This is a genomic window from Arthrobacter sp. zg-Y919 (genome assembly GCF_030142045.1).
GTDB lineage: Bacteria > Actinomycetota > Actinomycetes > Actinomycetales > Micrococcaceae > Arthrobacter_B.
Genome location: NZ_CP126242.1, coordinates 1,259,463 through 1,279,406, shown reverse-complemented (window position 1 = coordinate 1,279,406; position 19,944 = coordinate 1,259,463). Strand labels below are relative to the sequence as shown.

The following is a 19,944-nucleotide window of genomic DNA, read 5'->3' as shown; positions in this document are numbered from 1 at the left end:
GGTACCGGCAAGCCAGGGTTACCCCTCGTCGGTCAGCAGGCCGATGTCGGCCAGCTGGCGGGCCATTCCGGCGCCGTCGGGCGCGTAGATCCACGGGACATCCACCGGAGTCTCCCCCGGCTTGCCCGTTCGCCCGCCGGCGAGCACCGCTTCCCCGGCCGAGAGCTGGCGGATGGCGATGGCCCGGACGTTCTCCGGATGGCGGTGGGCGAAGTCCGCGTAGATCTCTTCGTCGTGCTGGCCGTTGTCGCCGATCAGCAGCCATTTGATGTCCGGGAATTCCTGGGCCAGCCGTTCCAGCTGCGTGCGCTTGTGCGCCTGTCCGCTGCGGAACCAGCGGTCCGTGGTGGGGCCCCAGTCGGTCAGCAGCAGCGGACCCGCCGGGTAGAGGTTGCGGGTGATGAACCGGGTGAGGGTGGCGGCAACATTCCACGCGCCGGTCGAAAGGTACAGCACCGGGCCCACGGGGTTTTCCCGTGCCAGCCGGTCCATCATTACTGCCATGCCCGGCGTGGGCGTACGGGCATGCTCGTCAAGGACGAAGGTGTTCCAGGCTGCCAGCATCGGCCGCGGAAGGGCAGTAACCATGATGGTGTCGTCAATGTCGGACACCACCCCCACCTCGGCTGCGGGATCCACCACGTAGATCGGCGCGGTGGTTTCCTCGCCGTCTTCGGAACGAAGCAGTACGGTGGTCCAGCCCGGCGCAAGATCCGCGGGAAGGACGGCGTCGACCACTCCTCCGCGGTCCGCGGTGACGACGTGCTTCTGGTCGCCCACCACGACGGTGACCGTGGCTTTATTCACCGGCGGGCTCATGAAGTTCCGCCAACCGCGGATGCCGTCGGCGATCGCCTTGGACGCCATCGACTTCTCGGCGCCGTCAAAGTAGCCGGGCTTGGCCAGGATGACCCTGCCGAGTACCCGCACCCATTCAGTGGAGCCGTATCCGGTGAAGGGGAGGACGATCTGCACGTCCCCCCGCTTGCGGGCACGTTCGTCGCGCCATGCATGCAGGGAGTCCTCCATGCGCATGCCGAGATGGGCCACGGGAGTCTTCTCCGCCGGACGGGCTGCGGGGTTTTTTGTCATATTCCTAGTCTGTCAGATGCTTCGACCGCAGGTATCCGCCGCTGCTCCGGCGGATCCGCAGGCTAGATACGGTACTTGGACCGGACCGGGCAGTCGAACGGATCGCGGGCGGAGAGGCCCACTTCGTTCAGGTACCGGACCACAATGGCGTAGGACTGCACGAGGGTGGTCTCGGTGTAGGGAATGGAATGCTTGGCGCAGTGTTCCTTCACCAGTTCGCTGGCCCGGGCAAGCGACGGCCGGGGCATGCTCGGGAAGAGGTGATGCTCCACCTGGTAGTTCAGTCCACCCATCAGGGTGTTCATGCCGCGGCCCACGATGTTGCGGGACGTCAGCACCTGGCGGCCGAGGAAGTCGACCTTGGAGTCCCTGGGCAGGATGGGCATGCCCTTGTGGTTCGGCGCGAAGGAAGCGCCCATGTATACGCCGAAGACGGCGAGCTGCACCCCGATGAAGGCGAAAGCCATTCCCACGGGCAGGAAGAAGAATACGGCGCCCAGATACAGGCCGAGCCGGGTGAAGACCATGACCAGTTCCGAGATGCGTCCCTTGACCTGCTTGTTCTGGAACAGGTGCTTGATGGACGTTGCATGCAGGTTGATTCCCTCAAGCGTCAGCAGCGGGAAGAACAGCCAGCCCTGGCGGCGGGCAAACCAGGCCATGAAGCCCTTCTGCTTTGCGGCCTGTTCCGGCAGGAAGGAAATGGTATCCATGTCGATATCCGGGTCCTTGCCCACCGTGTTGGGGTTGGCATGGTGCCTGCTGTGCTTGTTCATCCACCACTGGTAGCTGATACCGACGACGGCGTTCGCCACGAACTTGCCGGCCCGGTCATTTGCCGGTCCCGATTCGAAGACCTGGCGGTGCGATGCCTCATGGGCAATGAAGGCCAACTGGGTCAGGAGAATGCCCAGTGCGGCGGCGATGAGCAGCTGGAACCAGCTCTCCCCGATGAAGAACGACCCCGTTGCAGCAGCGACCAGGCCGATGCACAGAAAAACGAACGTTGTGATGTAGAAAGAGCTCCGGCGCTTCAGCAGGCCTTCGTCACGGACTGCTTTGAGCAGACCGGAGTAGGTGCTGGTGACGTTGTTCCGGCGCGGCTTCTTTTCGCTCGGGTTTTCTTCAACGGGTGCAGTGGAGGAAGCGGTTATGCTCATGCGGCCTTCTGGTGGTGTACGACTTCCCAGCCGGCGTGGCGAGCGGATTCGCTCTAGAGATGTGACCACCCTAACCCTAAAGTCTGGTGTTTACCTGTGACATTGCTGCATGCCCGCATGCCGGCCGTGGCCGCGCGTTGCGAGCTGGAGGGAGCGGCGTTCCGCGTTTAGGGTAGGTGCAGACAACGGAGGTCACCATGGGTAACCGCAACGACGCCGGGACTCCGGCTCCCCCTCTGCAGCTGTTCCCGCCCGGCGTGCCGGGAACGCCGGACACATCCGGAACTGCCGTATCCCGTCCCTGGCTGACCCCCGAAACCTATTGGCCCGCACTCTCGGAGGCCACCGCGGTACTTCCCGCACCGGTGGCGGTGCTGGGGCTGGAGGCGCTTCGGTCCAATGCTGCGGACCTGCTCCGGCGCGCCGGCGGCATGCCCCTGCGGATCGCCAGCAAGTCCCTCCGGGTCCGCGGCGTCATTGAGGCGCTGCTTCAGCTCCCCGGTTTTCAAGGCGTCTTCAGCTACACGCTCCCCGAAGCCCTGTGGCTGGCAGAGCGGTGCGCTGATGTCGTGGTGGGATATCCCAGCACGGACCGGGCGGCCCTCACCCGGCTCCTCGGCGACGAACGGCTGGCCGCGCGGGTGACACTGATGGTCGACGACGAGTCCCAGCTGGATCTGGTGGACGACGTGGCACCGGCGGGCCAACGCCCGGAGGTGCGTATCTGCCTGGATGCGGATGCCTCCTGGCAGGCGCCGGCACTGGGCTTCATCGGCACCCGCCGGTCTCCTCTGCACACCCCGGACGACGCCGTCGGGCTGGGGCGCCGGATCGCCGCCCGTCCCGGCTTCCGGCTGGTGGGTTTGATGATGTACGAAGCCCAGGTGGCCGGCGTGGGCGACGCGGTTCCCGGGGCAGGCCCACGGAATGTCCTCATGCGGCACCTGCAGCCGCGGTCCATGGCCGAGCTCCTCGGCCGCAGGCAGCTTATTGCCGGGCGGCTGCGCGATCTGGCCCCGCTCGAATTCGTGAACGGCGGCGGCACCGGCTCCATCGAAGCCACGCGCGCGGACCCGGCGGTCACCGAGATTACGGCCGGTTCCGGACTTTTCGGCGGACACCTGTTCGACAACTACCGTGCGTTTACGCCGGCCCCCGCAGCTGCCTACGCGTTCGACGTCGTCCGCCGTCCGACGTCGGACACCGCCACCGTGCTGGGCGGCGGATGGATCGCCTCGGGGCCACCGGGAGCCAGCCGTCTCCCGCGTCCGGTCTGGCCGCCGGATCTGCGTTTCCTCCCGCGGGAAGGGGCGGGAGAGGTACAGACTCCCCTGCGCGGTGCGGCTGCCGGGACACTGTATCCCGGTGACCGCATCTGGTTCCGGCACGCCAAGAGCGGCGAGCCTGCCGAACACCTCAACGAGTACCAGGTCGTGGCCGGCGGGAAGATCGTGGACACGTTGCCCACCTACCGCGGCGAGGGGAAGGCGTTCCTGTGAGGGCGTCGGGCGCCGGGTGGGAAAACTGGGGACGGAACGTTACAGCGCAACCGCTTCGCGTGGAGCGTCCGCTCGATACCGCCGGTCTCCAGCGCTGCGTGGCCGACGCCGCAGGTGCCGGGCAGCGGATCAAAGCCGTGGGGGCGGGCCACAGTTTCACCGACATTGCCGCCACCGTTGGCGTCCAACTGGACCTCAGCGCCCTGCAGGGGGTGGTCGCAGTGGACGCTGGAAGGTGCCGGGTGCGGTTACAGGCCGGCACCCGGCTGCATCGGATCCCGGCGCTGCTGGAACCTTACGGACTGGCGATGCCGAACCTCGGCGACATTGACCGGCAGTCCGTCGCCGGTGCAGTTTCCACCGGAACGCACGGAACGGGCGCCGGGTTCGGCGGGATGGCCACCCAAGTGGTGGGCGTGACCCTGGTCCAGCCCGACGGCGGCCTGCTCAGCGTGGGCGGCGACGATCCATTACTCCCGGCAGTAGCCCTCGGACTGGGCGCCCTGGGTGTCATCGCCGACGTCACCCTTCAATGCGTACCCGCGTTCGTACTCCAGGCCGAGGAGCGATCCGAGCCCCTGGCGGATGTGCTTGAGGGACTAAACGACCGGGTGAAAGCAACCGACCATTTTGAGTTTTACTGGTTTCCGCACACCGACCGCGCTGCCACCAAGACGAACACCCGCCTGCCCGGCTCTGCCCGCTGCCGTCCGCCCGGTCCCGCCGCGCGCTGGGTCAACGACTCCCTGCTGGCAAACACCGTGTTCCGAGGTACCTGTGCCGTAGGCAGTGCACTACCGGCGGTTGTCCCTGCCGTGAACGCCGCAGCTGCACGGCTGCTCGGTGGCCGGGACTATTCTGACGCCTCTGCGCGGGTCTTCACCACCCGGCGCAACGTGCGGTTCCGGGAGATGGAGTACGCCGTTCCTGCCGACCGCATTGGCCCGGCCTTCTCCGCCCTGAGGGAGCTGATCGAGGAACGCCGTTGGCGGATCTCGTTTCCCGTGGAGGTCCGCTGGGCGGCGGCCGATGACCGCTGGTTGTCCACCGCCTATGGCCGGGATACAGCCTATATAGCCGTGCACCGGTATTACCGGGAGGACTTCGCCGAGTACTTCAACGCCGTCGAGGAACTAATGCTCGCCCACGGCGGGCGGCCGCATTGGGGCAAGCTGCATTCGCTGGAAGCGGCAGCACTGGCGGAGCGGTACCCGCGTTTCAAGGACTTCCTGGCGGTACGGGAGCAGCTGGATCCGGGCAGGGTCTTCGCCAACGCCTATCTGGACCGGGTGCTGGGCGCCTAACTGCCACAGTGCCGGAGGCACCGTACGATGGGCTGCAGCCGACCCGAAGGAGTGCCGTGACCGCCGCGCCCACCCATAGCCAGACCTCTGCCACGTCCCGCGCCTGGTGGTGGGGGTTCCTGCCGTTTATTGCGGCGTCCGCAGTGCACATCGCCGCCCGCGCCGTGGACGCCCCAGACATTGCGGAACCAACCAAGCTGACGCTGATGCCGCTGCTTGCCGTTGCGGCCCTGTGGGGCGGCCGCGGCCTTGTCCGGGCTGCCGGCGGTGTCCTGCCGGGGGTGCTGCTGATGGCCGCCCTGTTTTTCTCCTGGATCGGTGATGGCGCGGGTACGTTCTTCCCGTCGGCTCCGGAGCTGCCCGTCATGCTCGGGTCGTTCGGACTGGCGCACATTTGCTATATCTGGCTGCTGGCGCGCTACGGAGGTGCCGGACGGCTTCCCCGGTGGGCCCTGGTCTTCCCGCTGTGGTGGGTCCTGATGCTCGTGGTCCTTTGGCCGGCGCTGGGTGGCCTGGCTCCCGCGGTGGCCGCATACGGCATTGTCCTCGCGGGTACGGCTGCGACGGCGGCGCGGTGCCGGCCCATGGTGGCAGCCGGCGGCCTGCTGTTCCTGGCCTCGGATACGGTCCTGGCCGGCCGGATCTTCCTGCCCGAACAGATGCCGGACTGGTCCAATCCCCTGGTGATGCTGACCTATTGCGCCGGGCAGGGACTCATTGTTGCCGGGCTGCTGCGGAGCTGGCGGGACGGACGCTGAGGGTCCGTCAGGCTGACCATCCGCTTCGGGTCATCCCCCAGCGGGGCGCATCATCGGCGGGCTGAGGTACTCGTCCTTGACGGTGAACACCGCTGCGGGGGCGCCCTTCCCGCGCACGACCTTGCGTCCGGTGTCATGCAGCGCGCCGGCCATCTTGCGGGTGAAGTTGCCGGCGTCGAGCTTGTCGGTGTTCCACACGGCCTGGTACACCCGGCGCAGTTGGTTGAGGGTGAACTCTTCAGGCAGGAGCCTGGCAGCGGTGAGACTGTATTCGATCTTGCCGGCGAGGCGGTCAAGAGCGGCACTAAGGATCTCACGGTGGTCGAAGGCAAGCGTCTCGTGGGCAAGGACGTCATACACGGGCAGCCACTGCGCGGCAGCGGTGCCGGTGCCCGGGTTCAGCGCGGGCAGGGCGCTGCCGTCGGTTCCAAGCAGCGCCAGATGCGCGACGGATACGACGCGCATGCGCGGATCGCGGACAGGTGAACTGTAGGTGGCGAGCTGCTCGACGTAGGCGCGGTGCGAGCCCAGGTCCAGCCCGGTTTCCTCCTGCAGCTCGCGCCACGCGGCCGTGAGGGCATCCTCATCCGGTCCCACGAAGCCGCCGGGCAGAGCCAAGGCACCCTTGAAGGGATGCCCTCCGCGGCGGACGAAGGCTGCGTGGAGGGTCCTTCCTTTGACGGCGAAGACGACCAGATCCACGGTCAGCGCTACGGAGGGATACTCCCTGGGCGCGTACAGGAACTGCTCTTCTTCGCGTGTCATCAGGCTCCTGCCAGTACCAAGGATCCAGCGCCCGCTCGCTGCCGGCATCGCGAGCCGATCGCGGCACCCCGGGCAAACAGGCTCATGCCGGTATCTTTCCGGCCGCGGCAGCCGAGCGTACTGCCGCGCTGCGGGTGCGCTTCCAATCAATAAGACCGTAGACGCAGAGGGCGGTGAAGCCGATGTAGAGGACGGCGGTGAGGTTGAGTCCGCGGGAGAAGTACAGCGGAACGCTCACGAGGTCGATGGCAATCCAGACGTACCAGTGCTGGAAGATCTTCCTGGCCTGCCCATACGTGGCCAGGAGCGACGCGGCCAGGACGAAGGCATCGGGCCAGGGAACCTCCGAGTCGGTTCCGTGGGTGAGGATCATCGCGATCCCCACGGTGGCCAGGACGACGGCTGCGATGCCGGCAATAACCTCGTTCCGGCTTGCGTCGCGGATCGGCAGGTCGCTCTTCTGCTCCGTGTCCCTGGCGCCGCGGACCCAGTTGTACCACCCGTAAACGGCGACAGCGGCAAACACGGCCTGCAGGAGGGTCTCGCCGTAGAGCCCGGCCCCGAAGAAGAGGACCATAAACGCGATGTTGTTAATGATGCCCACGGGCCAGTTCCAGGCCTTCTGCCGGGCGACGCCGTAGACGCAGGCCGCACCGGTGACGAACCCGATGACTTCGATCCAGCTGACCGGTGCTCCAAGCAGGGTTGCCGCGGGCGAGTTCATCCAGTCCAGTACTGCATTCATGGCGCTCTCCTGATTTATTGTCAGTGTGACAATGAGGAGCCTAAGGCCGTTGGAGGGAGAACGGAAGAGCTAGTGGCGACCAGTAGTGAGAGCTGCGTCACAACGGACGAGGGGTGTTGCGGGCACTAAAAAACCGCCGGACACAGGATTTCCCGTGTTCCAGCGGTTAGTTGGTGGAGCTGAGGGGACTCGAACCCCTGACCCCCTGCATGCCATGCAGGTGCGCTACCAGCTGCGCCACAGCCCCAAACTATCAGTGATCTTCCACCGCAAACCCTCCGGTTTCCCGAAGGTTTTGGTGGAGCTGAGGGGACTCGAACCCCTGACCCCCTGCATGCCATGCAGGTGCGCTACCAGCTGCGCCACAGCCCCAAAACTAAAGGTTTATTGCCCCGTTTTCCCGTTCACCGGGGCGAAGCAACTCCTCTACCTTAGTACAAATCAAGAGGAGCGCAAAATCCAGCCAGCCGCCGTCCCAAGGGCCGGAAGGACCGTTTGTCAGCCCTCGACCGGACCGCTGGGAAGGGAGTCCAGCCCCACATTGTGCTGGGCCAGATGCCAGGCCGAATTCCCGTGCCGGTCCGGACTTTCCTGCAGGACGGACCAGTGGCAGTTGGAGACGCCCGAGATGACCGCCCAGGACTCGGTCGGCAGTCCCAGCAGGGCGCAGATTCCGGCACGGATGGCTCCCCCGTGGCTTACCGCCACCAGGGTGCCTCCTGCGGGAAGTGCCTGGACGGCCTCGGCCACGGCCTCGGCCACGCGCCTGCCCACGTCGATACGCGTTTCACCACCGCCGGCCCGGGCGCTGCCGACCCCTGCTGACCAGGCGGCCAGCAGCGGAGCATCCTGCTCGGCAATCTGCTTAAAAGTGCGTCCCTCCCATGTCCCGGCAAAGGTTTCGCGCAGGCGCTTGTCCTGCGCGACGGCCAGGCCGGTTGCGGTGCCCAGGGCCCGTCCCGTGTTCAGGGCACGCCTGAGGTCCGAGGAGACAATACTGGCGGGTTCAAGGAACCGCAGCACTGCGGCGGCCTCCGCAGCCTGCCGCACCCCGTCGACGTCGAGGGCGATGTCCTGCTGTCCCTGGAACCGGCCCACCCGGTTCCATTCGGTGCGGCCGTGGCGCCAGAAAACGACCCGGCGCGATTCGGTTCCGGGGTCCCAGGGCGCAGGAGCACTCATGAGTACGGCGTTATTCGGACTCGACGGCGGCGGGTGCGTCTTCGAGCTGAAGGTCAACCTCGGGGCAGTCCTTCCACAGACGTTCCAGTGCGTAGAACACCCGGTCCTCCTCATGCTGGACATGCACGACGACGTTGGCGTAGTCGAGCAGGACCCAGCGTCCCTCGCTTCGTCCTTCGCGGCGGACCGGCTTCAGGTCCATCTTGGCAAGTTCCTCTTCGATGCCGTCAACAATGGAGTTGACCTGGCGCTCGTTTGAGGCCGAGGCAATCAGGAACACGTCGGTGATGGCGAGCCGTTCGCTGACGTCGATTGCGACGATGTCGTCGGCAATCTTGGCCGACGCCGCTTTGGCCGCCGCCCGCGCAATGTCAATGGAAGATTCGGTGGCGCTCAAAGTGTTTCTCCTTGGGGTAATCGGTCAGCCGCCAAGGCCGCCGACGATCATTAGTACTCCGACGATCAGGGCAAGTGTGCCCAGACCTGCAACACCGGCGACCGCGAACCGCAGCCTCCGGATACGGCCGAGTCCGGCCGTCATGACATCTAGGGGGTCGAGCCCGAAGGCGCTGCGGGCGCCGATGGGACGCGCAGCTTCCTCGGTTTCGAGGGGTGCGTTGACCAGCGCATCAGCGCGGGCCAGGATCCGTGAATGGCGCACATCAGTGGCCCCGGCAGGGACCCGGCGCGGCACGGATGCCGGACGCTGGGCCGGAACCACGGCCAGGGCTCCGGCAGGCGGCGTTTCGGGATCGGCCACCGGTGTCGAGGACGTCACGATGGGCACATGCGATGTGGGCGGTGCCTTCATCACGGGATGTTCCATGCCCGGGACGCTGACGAACTCGAGCGGTGTGACCATGGCCAGGTTATGGGCGGTGGTGGGGTCGCCGGACGAAGGCCTGCGCTGCTCGTTTTCCTGCGACAGCTTCTGGATGGCCTGGGTGCGGCGGTTCAGGACCTTGGCCCGTTCGGCGAGGGCCTTCTGCTGCGCCAGCAGTTCCAGGTCGACGGCCTGCGGATCCTCCGCTCCAAGGGCTTCCATGGCGGCAACGTGGTTGCGGGCCTGGCCTTCGAGTGCCTGCCGGGCCACCAGCGCCTGTTCAACACTCATGCCCTCGACGTCGGTGTTCGGGTCCGTGGCGTCAGCGGGGGTTCCGACGGCGTCCCGTACCGGAGCCTGCGGCGCCGGCACGCGTGCTGCGTGGGCATCCGGGGCCGGGGTTCCGGACGCCTCGACGGCCGGAGAAGTGCTGCGGGACTGGCGGCGGGACAGCGGCGCCTGGTCACTGGATGGTGTGCGGTCCCGGCGCGGTGCCGGCCCGGCTGCGGCCGACGGGGTGTCCCGCTGGGTGTCCCCCTGGTTGTCCCCCACCGGGGTCGACGGCGACTGGCGGCGCCGTTCCCTGCGCAGGGGTGCATCGGTGGCAGCGGATGCGGTGGGCCCGGTTTCTGGTCCGTCCGCCGGCTGGACCTCCGCGGCCCGGTCGCCGCCTGCTGCAAGCCTTTGCTGCTGCTGCAGCCTCAGCTGGCGGCGGGTGGGCGGAGCAGTCTCGGGAACCGAACGCTCAGGGATCTCGGCCAGGGCCTTATACGTCCGCAGCGTCTCCCTGTCGCGGGCGCGCTGCTGGGACTCACGTTCCCGCGGCCCGGCCGGGGAATCCACGGGTACGTCGGCCGCCCGGCGGCTGCGCCGCGGCGCGGACTCTGGACCGTTAGTCATTTCCTACCCATCCGGTTTATGTGTTGACGCTACTGGTTCTGTTTCGGTTTCCGCGGAATCCGGTGTCTAGCTGACGGCGGCATACAGCCGGTGCTTGGCGATGTACTGCACCACGCCGTCCGGCACGAGGTACCACACGGGGTTGCCTTCAGCCACGCGGCGCCGGCAGTCCGTGGAGGAAATCGCCATGGCCGGCACCTCCATCAGGGAGACGTCGTCGCGGCCTACATCCTTGAGCACATGCCCGGGCCTTGTCACTCCCACGAAATGCGCAAGTGACCACAGCTCCTGGATGTCCTTCCACGACAGGATCTGTGCCATGGCATCGGCCCCGGTGATGAAGAACAGCTCAGCCTCGGGCCGTGCCGCTTTGAGGTCCCGCAGGGTATCGATGGTGTACGTGGGACCGGCCCGGTCAATGTCGACCCGGCTTACGGTGAAGCGCGGGTTCGACGCCGTGGCGATCACCGTCATCAGATACCTGTGCTCGGCCGGACTTACCTGCTGGGCGGCCGGCTTGTGCCACGGATCACCCGTGGGCACAAAAACCACCTCATCCAGATCGAACATTGCGGCCACTTCACTGGCCGCCACCAGGTGGCCGTGATGGATCGGATCGAACGTTCCACCCATGACTCCCAGACGGAACCTGCGTTGTCCGTTGGCTTCCGTCCGCTGCCGTTCACCCATGGGGAAGAACGCCTCCGCTGGCTGCACGTACCAGGTCAGTCCCGGATGGCCTGGCCGTGGTCATGCTTGTCGGGAAACTGGCGCTGGGGATCTACGTGCTCCGGCTCGGCCGTGTGGCGGTTGCCCACGTTGCTGAAGGACACCGTGATCAGCATCAGCAGCAGCAGCGCTGCAAAGATCACCCCGCCGTAGACGTACGGAGACGCCGGCAGGTCAACGTGGTGTTCTTCGGCAGCAGTAAACACGGCGCCCGTAAGCTGGATCAGCATGTATTTCCCCTAGAGATCAATGGGTTCCGCAGGACAACCGGCGGAACGGGTTCTTGGTCAATGGTACGCGCAACCGCGGGCACATCGCAGCCAGACGCGGCGCGGGTCCGGCTCCCGGCGTCAGCGGCGGATCTGGCCGTCGCCCTGGATGATCCATTTGGTGGTGGTCAGTTCCTTCAATCCCATGGGTCCGCGGGCATGCATTTTCTGCGTGGAAATGCCCACTTCCGCGCCCAGCCCCAGCTCTCCCCCGTCGGTGAAACGGGTGGAGGCATTAACGATCACCGCGGCCGAATCGATCTCGGCGATAAACCGCTCGGCGTTGGCGAGGTCATTGGTGATGATCGCTTCCGTGTGACCGGTGGTCCAGCGCCGAATGTGCGCCACGGCGTCGTCCAGGGTGTCCACCACAGCCACGGCCAGGTCCAGGTCCATGTACTCACGGCCCCAGTCGCCGTCGTCGGCCGGTTCGGCGGTGACGCCGGATGGAAGCAGTTCCATGGCCCGGGGGTCGGCATGCAGGCGGACGCCGGCGGCGGCCAGCGCCGCCAGGACATCGGGGGCCGCGGGGGCGCCTTCGGCGATCAGCAGGGTTTCAACGGTGTTGCAGACACTGGGCCGCTGCGTTTTGGCGTTGAGCAGGATATCGACCGCCATCTCCACCGGGGCGCTGCGGTCCAGGAAGATGTGCACGTTGCCTTCCCCCGTTTCAATGACGGGAACGGTGGCATTGGTGACGACGGACTGGATCAGGGAGCGGCCGCCGCGGGGAATCAGCACGTCGACACGGCCACGTGCCTTCATCAGCACGTTGGCACCTTCACGCCCGTACTGGTCCACGCTTTGCACGGCGTCAGCGGGCAGCCCCACGTCCTCGAGGGAGCTGCGGATGATGCCGACCAGCACGCTGTTGGTTGCGGCGGCAGCGCTGCCGCCGCGCAGGAGGACCGCGTTGCCGCTCTTCAGCGCCAGTCCGGCAATGTCGAGGGTGACGTTCGGGCGGGCTTCATAGATGGCAGCCACCACGCCCAGCGGAACATGCACCTGGCGCAGCCGGAGCCCGTTGGGCAGCGTCTGGCCGCGGGCCACCGATCCGACCGGATCCGGAAGGCCTGCGAGATTCTCCAGGGCGGCAGCCAGCGCGGTGATGCGTGCAGGGGTCAGCGAGAGCCGGTCGAGCAGTGCGGCCGAGGTGCCGTTGGCCCGGCCTGCGGCCACGTCCTCGGCATTGGCCGCCAGGATGGCGTCCTGCTCCGCGTTCACGTTCTGCGCAATCCGCAGCAGGGCACGGTCCTTCCAGGCACGGTTGGCTCCGGCGAGGCGCCGCGCTGCGGTGCGGGAACGGTCTGCGAGGGCGTGGACCCGGGCTTCGACACTCTCGGCCGAGGTCTCGGCGGTCTCCGGTCCACCTGCAGCAGCATCGATGGTGTTAGTCATGTCCCCAGTGTAGGGCCGTTCCCGGCCTGCGTGCCCGGCTGCGCTTCATTCCGGTGCAGGAGGACGAGGTCGTTGACGTGGACCACCGCCCGTTCATATCCGCGGCCCAGTTCCCGGGACAGTTCGCGGGTGGACCGGCCGAGCATGGACGGCAGCTCGTCGGAGCCGTAGTTGGTCAACCCGTGGGCGATCACCCGGCCGGCGGTATCCGCCAGCGCAACGGCGTCGCCGGGTTCGAACTGTCCGTCCACGGCAACGATTCCGGCCGGGAGCAGGGACCGGTGCCGGTCCCCCACTGCACCTGCGGCGCCGTCGTCGAGCACCAGGGTGCCCTGGATGCGGGCCAGGTGGGCAAGCCAGAGCAGGCGGATGGACCGGCGCCTGCCGCGGGTGGTGAACCAGGTCCCCACGTCCTCGCCGGCCAGCGCCGCCGCTGCGTTGGCGGTGGACGTGACCAGGGCGGGAATGCCGGACTCGGCGGCTATGGTGGCGGCTTCGACCTTCGTGGCCATCCCGCCGGTGCCCACGCCGGCTTTGCCGACCCGTCCGATCCGCACGTCCGCCAGGTCCCTGGGCCCGGTGACCTCGGGGATCCGGCGGGCGCCCTCGGAGGGTGGACCGTCATACAGGGCGTCGACGTCGGAGAGCAGGATCAGTGCGTCGGCCTTCACCAGGTGCGCCACGAGGGCGGCGAGCCGGTCATTGTCGCCGAAGCGGATCTCATGGCTGGCAACGGCGTCGTTCTCGTTAACGATCGGCAGGACGCCGAAGTTCAGCAGCCGCTCCATGGCCCGGTGCGCGTTGGCGTGGTGGGCGCGGCGCATCAGGTCCTCAACGGTCAGCAGCACCTGGCTGACCGTCACACCGTGTGCACCGAAGGCGGCGGTGTAGCGGGCCATCAGCAGGCCCTGTCCCACACTGGCCGCGGCCTGCTGGGAGGAAAGCTGCGCCGGGCGCTTGGTGAGGCCCAGCGGGGCCAGCCCGGCACTGATGGCGCCGGAGGACACCAGGATGATCTCGGTGCCCTGGGCATGCCGGGCGGACAGCACGTCCGCGAGGGACCGGAGGGCGGCATCGGAAATACCACCGGCCACGGAGGTCAGGGACGAGGAGCCGACCTTGACCACCACCCGGCGGGCGCGGGCCAGTCCGGAACGGGCGGTTAACGCACGGCGGGCAGGTACGGCGAATTCGGTGTGTTCACTCATAACCTGCCCAGCCTATGCGCTGTTCACGGTCGCTGCGGGACCATGAAGGTGTTGTTACTCCCCGTCGGTGCCCTCTGCGGGCCGTGGGGAGTTCTTGTAGTTCACGGACTCGGTCCAGATACCTGCCTTGCGCTCGGCTTCCAGCTCCTCACGGGCGGCGGCGCGGGCGTCCTTGCGCTTCTGGTGGTCGCCGCGCTTTTCCTCGCGGGTCGGACGGGAGAAGTCTTCGACACGGATGTCGCTGCCGCGCGGGGAAGCTGCAAGCAGTTCCGCACCGCCGATCATCGTGGGCTCCCAGTCGAAGACGACGCCGTCGCCCTCGCCGATGACCACGGCGTCACCGGGCTTGGCGCCTTCCTTGAACAACTTCTCCTCCACGCCCAGCTTAGCCAGGCGGTCCGCCAGGTAGCCCACGGCTTCGTCATTGGTGAAGTCGGTCTGCTGGACCCAGCGAACCGGCTTCTCTCCCAGGACGCGGAAGAGCGGCTCGAGGTTGCGCTCCTCGCGGCGGATCAGGAAGCCGCCCTTGTAGTTGACGCCGCGCGGCTTCAAGACCGGCGGCTGGATGCGCGGCGGAGCCTTCTCCACGGCATCCCGGGCGTCCTTGACGATGGCAGCCATGGCGAACCCGAGCTCACGCAGGCCTTCATGGCTGGACGCGGAAACCTCGAACACGCGGTAGCCGCGCTTCTCCAGTTCCGGCCGCACGAACTCAGCCATGTCGCGGCCGTCAGGAACGTCCACCTTGTTCAGTGCGATAAGGCGGGGACGGCGGTTCAGCGGCACGACGTCGCCGTCGGTGCCCGCGTAGCTCATGTCCACTTCGTACTTCTCGAGCTCGCGCTCAATGACTTCCAGGTCCCCAATGGGGTCGCGGTCCGTTTCCAGTGCGGCACAATCCAGCACGTGCACCAAGGCGGCGCAGCGTTCCACGTGGCGCAGGAAGTTGTGGCCCAGGCCCTTGCCTTCCGAGGCGCCTTCAATCAGGCCGGGAACATCGGCGACGGTAAAGCGCACGTCTCCGGCCTGGACAACGCCCAGGTTCGGGATCAGCGTGGTGAAGGGGTAGTCGGCAATCTTCGGCCGGGCTGCGGAAATGGCCGCAATCAGCGAGGACTTGCCGGCCGACGGGAAGCCAACCAGTGCAATATCGGCAATGGACTTCAGCTCCAGGACAATGTCGGACTCTTCGCCGGGGACGCCCAGCAGCGCGAATCCGGGAGCCTTGCGCTTCTGCGAGGAAAGCGAGGAGTTGCCGAGGCCGCCCTGGCCACCGGCGGCTGCGATGTACTCGCTGCCCTCCCCTACCAGGTCCGCCAGGACCTCGCCGGCCTTGTTCTTGACGACCGTGCCGTCCGGAACGGGGAGGATCAGCGTCTCGCCGGTCTTACCGTTGCGCCAGTCACCCATGCCGTTGCCGCCGTTAGTGGCGTGGCGGTGCGGGGCGTGGTGGTAGTCGAGCAGGGTGGTGGTATTGGAGTCAACGCGGAGGATGACGTCGCCGCCGTCGCCGCCGTTGCCGCCGTCGGGGCCACCCAGCGGCTTGAACTTTTCACGCTTGACGGACACGCAACCATGGCCGCCTGTACCGCCCGAAACATGCAGCACTACGCGGTCTACAAAGCTGGCCATGGTTCTCCTTCAAAGGAACTACTTGATCATGCCAATTCTACTTGGCTTAAAAAACGACGGGGCGGGCCATCAAGGCCCGCCCCGTCGGAAAAGCTAATTGCCGGTGATTACTCGGCGGCTGCAGCAGCCACGATGTTCACGACACGGCGGCCACGACGGCTGCCGAACTCAACTGCGCCTGCTTCCAGGGCGAACAGCGTGTCGTCGCCTCCACGGCCAACACCCTCACCGGGGTGGAAGTGGGTGCCGCGCTGGCGAACGATGATTTCGCCTGCCTTGACAACCTGGCCGCCGAAACGCTTTACGCCGAGGTACTGGGCGTTGGAGTCGCGACCGTTGCGAGTGGAACTCGCACCTTTCTTATGTGCCATTTCTTTGCCTGCCTTTGCTAACTGATATTGAAACCCTCAGGCGGGATCACACCCGCGGTCCCGGCCCTGGGGCCGGCAGGAGAATCAGGAGTTGATGGACGTAACCTTGACCTTGGTCAGCGAGGAGCGGTAGCCCTGACGCTTCTTGTAGCCGGTCTTGTTCTTGAACTTCTGGATGACAATCTTCGGACCCCGGAAGTTCTCGACGATTTCTGCAGTCACGGTAACCTTGGCCAGGTCCTGTGCAGCAGAGGTGACCTTGTCGCCATCAACCAAAAGCAGGGCAGGCAGCTCAAAGGTGCTACCGGCTCCACCGGGGACGCGGTCCAGGGTTACGAGGTCTCCGACGGAAACCTTTTCTTGGCGGCCGCCAGCGCGGACAATCGCGTACACCACTTGGGAACTCACTTCTCTCGACGTTTAATACTTGGATGCGCATTTGGGTGGGGCCAGATTGGCCCGCCCAGCGCCATGCAGTTCCGCCTGAACCGATAAACGGTTGGAAGGCGTTCGCACCGAAGTTCAAGGCTACGCTAACGGCCCCATAACCCGCAAATGCGCTGCATCTGCCGGCCGGGCCACGCGCCACCGAACCGGTGCCACTGCTCGGTTTCTACTTTATCCCATGCAGCGGCAGTTCCGGGCATCGGGCACCCGGGGCGGGTCGGACTGACGGCTTAACGCCCGCGGGCGGCCCGGCCCCGAAGGACCAGGCCGCCCGCTGCGGTTCCTGTGCGGCTACAGTTCGGAGGCCGGCACACCGACGCCCAGGATGACCGGGGCCGGAGCTGCGGTCTTCTCCTCCGGGGCCACCTGTGCCTTGGCCGCGGCCGTAGCCGTGTGCCGGACCGTTGCGGAAGGAGCGGACTCCCCCGCAGCCGGTGCCGTCACCTCGGCTGCGCCCTGCGGGCTGCTGGCAGCCCGGCGGCGCCGCGCCGGACGGGCCGGCGTCTCCTGCTCCCGGTCCGGCTGTTCCCGGTCAGGCTGGGACGTCTGCGCTGCCGGCGGTGCCGCACTCTGCGGGGCCTTCTGTTCCGAGGAGACGGCAGAGGCCACCTCGTTGAAGGCCTCGGTGAGGCTTTCAAGCGTCAGCGTGGGTTCTTCCTTGACCGGACGGCGCCGCTGGCGGCGGGGCACCACCACGTTTTCACCCTGGATGTTCAACACCGCACCGGGCTCTGTGCCCGAATCGTCGACCTGCTGGTCTCCGGCTGCGGGCTCGGCGGCTCCTCCGTTGCCGTTGACCGCCGCATCCACTACTTCATGTGCGGCGGCGGTTGCCGCAGCGATGCTGGCCAGGGCGGCACGGGCGGCTTCGGCCTTCGCCTGCCGCTCGGCATCCTCCTGCACCGGCTCGTCCTGCTGTGCCGCTTCCTCGACGGCGGGAGCGTTGCCGTTCTGTCCACGGCTGCGGTTGCGCTTGCGGTCACCGCGGGACTGCTTCTCCTGCTTGAGGTGCTGCTGGTGGTTGTCGTCGGCAACAGCGTGGCCGTTGGCCGTGTGGCTGGTGCTGCGGCGGTGCTCCACGGGGACGTCCTGCGTGACGACGCCGCGCCCCTCGCAGTGCTCGCAGGTCTCGCCGAAGACTTCCAGCAGTCCGGTGCCCATGCGCTTGCGCGTCATCTGGACCAGGCCCAGCGACGTCACCTCTGCCACCTGGTGCTTGGTCCGGTCCCGACCCAGGCACTCCACGAGGCGGCGCAGCACCAGGTCACGGTTGGCTTCAAGGACCATGTCGATGAAGTCGATGACGATGATGCCGCCGATGTCGCGCAGCCGCAGCTGGCGGACCACTTCTTCGGCCGCTTCCAGGTTGTTCTTGGTGACGGTCTCTTCCAGGTTGCCGCCGCTGCCGGTGAACTTGCCCGTGTTCACGTCCACCACAGTCATGGCTTCGGTGCGGTCGATCACCAGGGAGCCGCCCGAGGGCAGGAACACCTTGCGGTCCAGGGCCTTGGCGATCTGCTCATCGATCCGGTGGGCCGAGAAGATATCTTCGTCCTTGGTCCACTTCTCGAGCCGTCCCACCAGGTCGGGTGCCACGTAGGTGACATAGGCCTCGATGGTGTCCCAGGCTTCCTCACCGGAGACAACGAGCTTCGAGAAGTCCTCATTGAAGACGTCACGGACCACCTTGATGGTCAGGTCGGGCTCGCCGTACAGCAGTTCCGGCGGGAGGGTCTTGGTGGACTTGGACTTCGCCTCGATGTTCTCCCACTGCGCGCGGAGCCGGTTGATGTCATTCATCAGCTCCTCCTCGCTGGCACCTTCGGCGGCGGTGCGCACGATGACGCCTGCGTTTTCCGGCAGGTGGTCCTTGAGGATCTTCTTGAGCCGGTTGCGCTCGACGTCGGGGAGCTTACGGGAGATACCGGTCATCGAGCCGCCCGGAACGTACACGAGGTACCGGCCGGGCAGGGAAATCTGGCTGGTCAGGCGTGCGCCCTTGTGGCCCACCGGGTCCTTGGTGACCTGCACCAGGACGGAGTCACCGGACTTGAGCGCCAGTTCAATGCGGCGCGGCTGGCCGTCGAGGCCGGCGGCGTCCCAGTTAACCTCGCCGGCGTACAGCACGGCGTTGCGGCCGCGGCCAATGTCCACGAACGCTGCCTCCATGCTGGGCAGCACGTTCTGGACCTTGCCGACATACACGTTGCCGATCAGCGAGTCCTGCTGGGTGTTGGACACGAAGTGCTCCGCAAGGACGCCGTCCTCCAGCACGCCGATCTGGATCCGCTCGTCACGCTGGCGGACAATCATCTGGCGGTCGACGGATTCCCGGCGGGCCAGGAACTCGGCCTCGGTGATCACGTGGCGGCGGCGTCCTGATTCGCGGGACTCGCGGCGGCGCTGCTTCTTGGCCTCCAGCCGGGTCGAGCCCTTGACGCTGGTGACGCGGTCCGACACCGGGGCGTCGGCATGTGCCCGCGGGGCGCGGACACGGGTGACCGTGTTGGGCGGATCATCGTCCGCTCCCCCGGTCAGTTCCAGGTCGGCATCTCCACGGCGGCGGCGACGACGACGACGGGACGTGACGCCGTCGGCCTCGTTGTCGGCGGGACCCGCCGGCGAGTCGTCCGCGGCGGCGTCCGATCCGCTGTCCACGGTGTCGGAACCCTGCCGGCTGCGGCCGCGGCGGGAGCGGCGCCGTGAGCGGCCGGGCTCCTCGGTAGTGTCTTCTTCTTCGGTCTCTTCCGGTTCGGCAGCCCGGACTACGGGCACGGAACGGACAGAGGTGAGGTCGGGGGCGTGGAACAGCACCGAGGTGGGCGATTCCGGGACGGAGAAGGGATCCAGTGCCGAGGTGGGACCGGCAGCTTCAGCCTTCGCGTCGGCCTTGTCCTGCGGCTTGTCCTGCACCGGCGCGTCCTCCTGGGCCGCAGCGGGGAGCACGGGCTCGGCCGCGGCTTCGGCGGCACCGGCACCGGCTGCGGATTCCGCGGAGCGTGCCGGGCCCGAGGGGGTGCTGGCACGGCGGCGGGTGCGGGTCTTGGGAGCGGGAGCTTCTGCGGCGGGCTCGGCCGTGTTGGTGGACTCGGGCCCGGCGGCCAGCGTTACTTCGCCGGCGGCTTCGCTCTCAGTAAGGGCAACCGGTTCGGCTGTGGCCTTCTTCGCCGGACTGCGGCGGCGGCGGACGGTTTTGGCGGGCGCTGCTTCGGCGGGGGCGGCGTCGGTGGAAAGGTCGGCCGATGCCGAATCTGCGGCGGCGGAAGCGGATTCAGCAACAGCTTCGGGGGTTTCCTCCGGTGCGGCAGGCGCCTCTGCGGCGGGTGCTGCCTTCTTGCGGGGAGCCCGCGTGCGCTTGGGCTTCGCCGGGGTTTCTGCGGCAGGTGTTTCAGCGGCTGCTGCGTCCACCGGAAGGGACTGAGGCTCTGCGGGAGAGGAAGCGGGGACGGACTTGCGCCGACTGCGGGTTGCCTTCTTGACGGGCGCCTGCTGCTCTTCGACCGCCTCCTGCCCGTTGGAAACCGAAGCAGCTTCTGCGTTCAGTTCACTGGTCAATTCGTTCTGATTATTCATTTAGGCCTAAGCTCCGGCCCTGCGGCACTGGCCACATTCCAATGCCCCAAGGCAATGTGTCGGCTGTGCGGTGGCATCGCAGCCATCCC

Annotated in this window: 18 protein-coding genes and 2 tRNA genes; 3 read left to right on the top strand and 17 right to left on the bottom strand. The window is 67.0% G+C overall.

What is annotated here, in order from left to right; genetic code table 11:
- Positions 1-18: 18 nt before the first annotated feature.
- Together QNO10_RS06060 and QNO10_RS06055 are read right to left on the bottom strand one after the other, a co-directional pair.
- Positions 19-1,092 (bottom strand): App1 family protein phosphatidate phosphatase, encoded by a 1,074-nt coding sequence (locus QNO10_RS06060; RefSeq protein WP_229948721.1) that lies wholly within the window; start codon positions 1,090-1,092, stop codon positions 19-21.
- A 62-nt stretch (positions 1,093-1,154) separates the two neighbouring features.
- Entirely contained in the window at positions 1,155-2,252 is a 1,098-nt protein-coding gene (locus tag QNO10_RS06055; protein ID WP_229948725.1) for a fatty acid desaturase family protein, read from the bottom strand.
- A gap of 197 nt (positions 2,253-2,449) precedes the next feature.
- Between QNO10_RS06055 and QNO10_RS06050 the strand changes: the two genes are divergently transcribed.
- From QNO10_RS06050 to QNO10_RS06040, 3 genes are read left to right on the top strand one after another with little or no spacing between them, the layout of a single operon-like run.
- Positions 2,450-3,751: an amino acid deaminase/aldolase gene (locus QNO10_RS06050; RefSeq protein ID WP_229948727.1), complete on the top strand. Its 1,302-nt coding sequence runs from the start codon at positions 2,450-2,452 to the stop codon at positions 3,749-3,751.
- The gene (locus QNO10_RS06045) at positions 3,748-5,055 is read left to right on the top strand and encodes a D-arabinono-1,4-lactone oxidase (protein WP_283995881.1); all 1,308 of its coding nucleotides are present in this window, start codon (positions 3,748-3,750) and stop codon (positions 5,053-5,055) included. Before QNO10_RS06050 ends, QNO10_RS06045 begins: the two co-directional genes overlap by 4 nt.
- 56 nt (positions 5,056-5,111) lie before the next feature.
- A complete protein-coding gene (locus tag QNO10_RS06040; RefSeq protein WP_229948731.1) occupies positions 5,112-5,813 on the top strand; it encodes a lysoplasmalogenase in 702 nt (233 codons plus the stop codon).
- Between the two features lie 30 nt (positions 5,814-5,843).
- Here the strand turns inward: QNO10_RS06040 and QNO10_RS06035 are convergent, their stop codons facing one another.
- The 15 genes from QNO10_RS06035 to QNO10_RS05965 form a co-directional block, all read right to left on the bottom strand.
- A complete protein-coding gene (locus QNO10_RS06035; protein ID WP_229948733.1) occupies positions 5,844-6,578 on the bottom strand; it encodes an NUDIX hydrolase in 735 nt (244 codons plus the stop codon).
- 82 nt (positions 6,579-6,660) lie between these two features.
- Entirely contained in the window at positions 6,661-7,323 is a 663-nt protein-coding gene (gene pnuC, locus QNO10_RS06030; RefSeq protein ID WP_229948735.1) for a nicotinamide riboside transporter PnuC, read from the bottom strand.
- A gap of 171 nt (positions 7,324-7,494) precedes the next feature.
- Positions 7,495-7,570 (bottom strand) — tRNA-Ala (locus tag QNO10_RS06025).
- Positions 7,571-7,619: 49 nt separating this feature from the next.
- Positions 7,620-7,695: transfer RNA gene (locus QNO10_RS06020), tRNA-Ala, on the bottom strand.
- Between the two features lie 126 nt (positions 7,696-7,821).
- Positions 7,822-8,505 (bottom strand): histidine phosphatase family protein, encoded by a 684-nt coding sequence (locus QNO10_RS06015; protein WP_229948737.1) that lies wholly within the window; start codon positions 8,503-8,505, stop codon positions 7,822-7,824.
- A 10-nt stretch (positions 8,506-8,515) separates the two neighbouring features.
- Positions 8,516-8,902, bottom strand: coding sequence for a ribosome silencing factor (gene rsfS / locus QNO10_RS06010; RefSeq protein WP_229948739.1), 387 nt, complete (start codon positions 8,900-8,902; stop codon positions 8,516-8,518).
- Positions 8,903-8,926: 24 nt separating this feature from the next.
- The gene (locus tag QNO10_RS06005) at positions 8,927-10,228 is read right to left on the bottom strand and encodes a hypothetical protein (protein ID WP_229948741.1); all 1,302 of its coding nucleotides are present in this window, start codon (positions 10,226-10,228) and stop codon (positions 8,927-8,929) included.
- Between the two features lie 66 nt (positions 10,229-10,294).
- The gene (gene nadD, locus QNO10_RS06000) at positions 10,295-10,918 is read right to left on the bottom strand and encodes a nicotinate-nucleotide adenylyltransferase (RefSeq protein ID WP_269437828.1); all 624 of its coding nucleotides are present in this window, start codon (positions 10,916-10,918) and stop codon (positions 10,295-10,297) included.
- Positions 10,919-10,953: 35 nt separating this feature from the next.
- Positions 10,954-11,187 (bottom strand): hypothetical protein, encoded by a 234-nt coding sequence (locus QNO10_RS05995; protein WP_229948743.1) that lies wholly within the window; start codon positions 11,185-11,187, stop codon positions 10,954-10,956.
- A 120-nt stretch (positions 11,188-11,307) separates the two neighbouring features.
- Positions 11,308-12,624, bottom strand: a complete 1,317-nt coding sequence (locus tag QNO10_RS05990; protein WP_229948746.1) for a glutamate-5-semialdehyde dehydrogenase — start codon at positions 12,622-12,624, stop codon at positions 11,308-11,310.
- Positions 12,621-13,832, bottom strand: coding sequence for a glutamate 5-kinase (gene proB, locus QNO10_RS05985; protein ID WP_229948748.1), 1,212 nt, complete (start codon positions 13,830-13,832; stop codon positions 12,621-12,623). Before proB ends, QNO10_RS05990 begins: the two co-directional genes overlap by 4 nt.
- 54 nt (positions 13,833-13,886) lie before the next feature.
- Positions 13,887-15,464, bottom strand: coding sequence for a GTPase ObgE (gene obgE / locus QNO10_RS05980; protein ID WP_229948749.1), 1,578 nt, complete (start codon positions 15,462-15,464; stop codon positions 13,887-13,889).
- Between the two features lie 107 nt (positions 15,465-15,571).
- Positions 15,572-15,835 (bottom strand): 50S ribosomal protein L27, encoded by a 264-nt coding sequence (rpmA, locus tag QNO10_RS05975; RefSeq protein ID WP_104053918.1) that lies wholly within the window; start codon positions 15,833-15,835, stop codon positions 15,572-15,574.
- 84 nt (positions 15,836-15,919) lie between these two features.
- Complete coding sequence (gene rplU / locus QNO10_RS05970) at positions 15,920-16,231, bottom strand: 50S ribosomal protein L21 (RefSeq protein WP_146361875.1); 312 nt, start codon at positions 16,229-16,231, stop codon at positions 15,920-15,922.
- A gap of 342 nt (positions 16,232-16,573) precedes the next feature.
- On the bottom strand, positions 16,574-19,855 hold the full coding sequence (locus tag QNO10_RS05965) for an Rne/Rng family ribonuclease (RefSeq protein WP_229948751.1): 3,282 nt from the start codon (positions 19,853-19,855) through the stop codon (positions 16,574-16,576).
- Between the last annotated feature and the right edge of the window lie 89 nt (positions 19,856-19,944).

Excerpts from the sequence above, each read along its gene's own strand:
- QNO10_RS06060 (WP_229948721.1), bottom strand. The coding sequence starts at position 1,092 with ATGACAAAAAACCCCGCAGCCCGTCCGGCGGAGAAGACTCCCGTGGCC.
- QNO10_RS06055 (WP_229948725.1), bottom strand. The coding sequence starts at position 2,252 with ATGAGCATAACCGCTTCCTCCACTGCACCCGTTGAAGAAAACCCGAGC.
- QNO10_RS06050 (WP_229948727.1), top strand. The coding sequence starts at position 2,450 with ATGGGTAACCGCAACGACGCCGGGACTCCGGCTCCCCCTCTGCAGCTG.
- QNO10_RS06035 (WP_229948733.1), bottom strand. The coding sequence starts at position 6,578 with ATGACACGCGAAGAAGAGCAGTTCCTGTACGCGCCCAGGGAGTATCCC.
- pnuC (WP_229948735.1), bottom strand. The coding sequence starts at position 7,323 with ATGAATGCAGTACTGGACTGGATGAACTCGCCCGCGGCAACCCTGCTT.
- QNO10_RS06015 (WP_229948737.1), bottom strand. The coding sequence starts at position 8,505 with ATGAGTGCTCCTGCGCCCTGGGACCCCGGAACCGAATCGCGCCGGGTC.
- QNO10_RS06005 (WP_229948741.1), bottom strand. The coding sequence starts at position 10,228 with ATGACTAACGGTCCAGAGTCCGCGCCGCGGCGCAGCCGCCGGGCGGCC.
- nadD (WP_269437828.1), bottom strand. The coding sequence starts at position 10,918 with ATGGGTGAACGGCAGCGGACGGAAGCCAACGGACAACGCAGGTTCCGT.
- QNO10_RS05995 (WP_229948743.1), bottom strand. The coding sequence starts at position 11,187 with ATGCTGATCCAGCTTACGGGCGCCGTGTTTACTGCTGCCGAAGAACAC.
- QNO10_RS05990 (WP_229948746.1), bottom strand. The coding sequence starts at position 12,624 with ATGACTAACACCATCGATGCTGCTGCAGGTGGACCGGAGACCGCCGAG.
- proB (WP_229948748.1), bottom strand. The coding sequence starts at position 13,832 with ATGAGTGAACACACCGAATTCGCCGTACCTGCCCGCCGTGCGTTAACC.
- obgE (WP_229948749.1), bottom strand. The coding sequence starts at position 15,464 with ATGGCCAGCTTTGTAGACCGCGTAGTGCTGCATGTTTCGGGCGGTACA.
- rpmA (WP_104053918.1), bottom strand. The coding sequence starts at position 15,835 with ATGGCACATAAGAAAGGTGCGAGTTCCACTCGCAACGGTCGCGACTCC.
- QNO10_RS05965 (WP_229948751.1), bottom strand. The coding sequence starts at position 19,855 with ATGAATAATCAGAACGAATTGACCAGTGAACTGAACGCAGAAGCTGCT.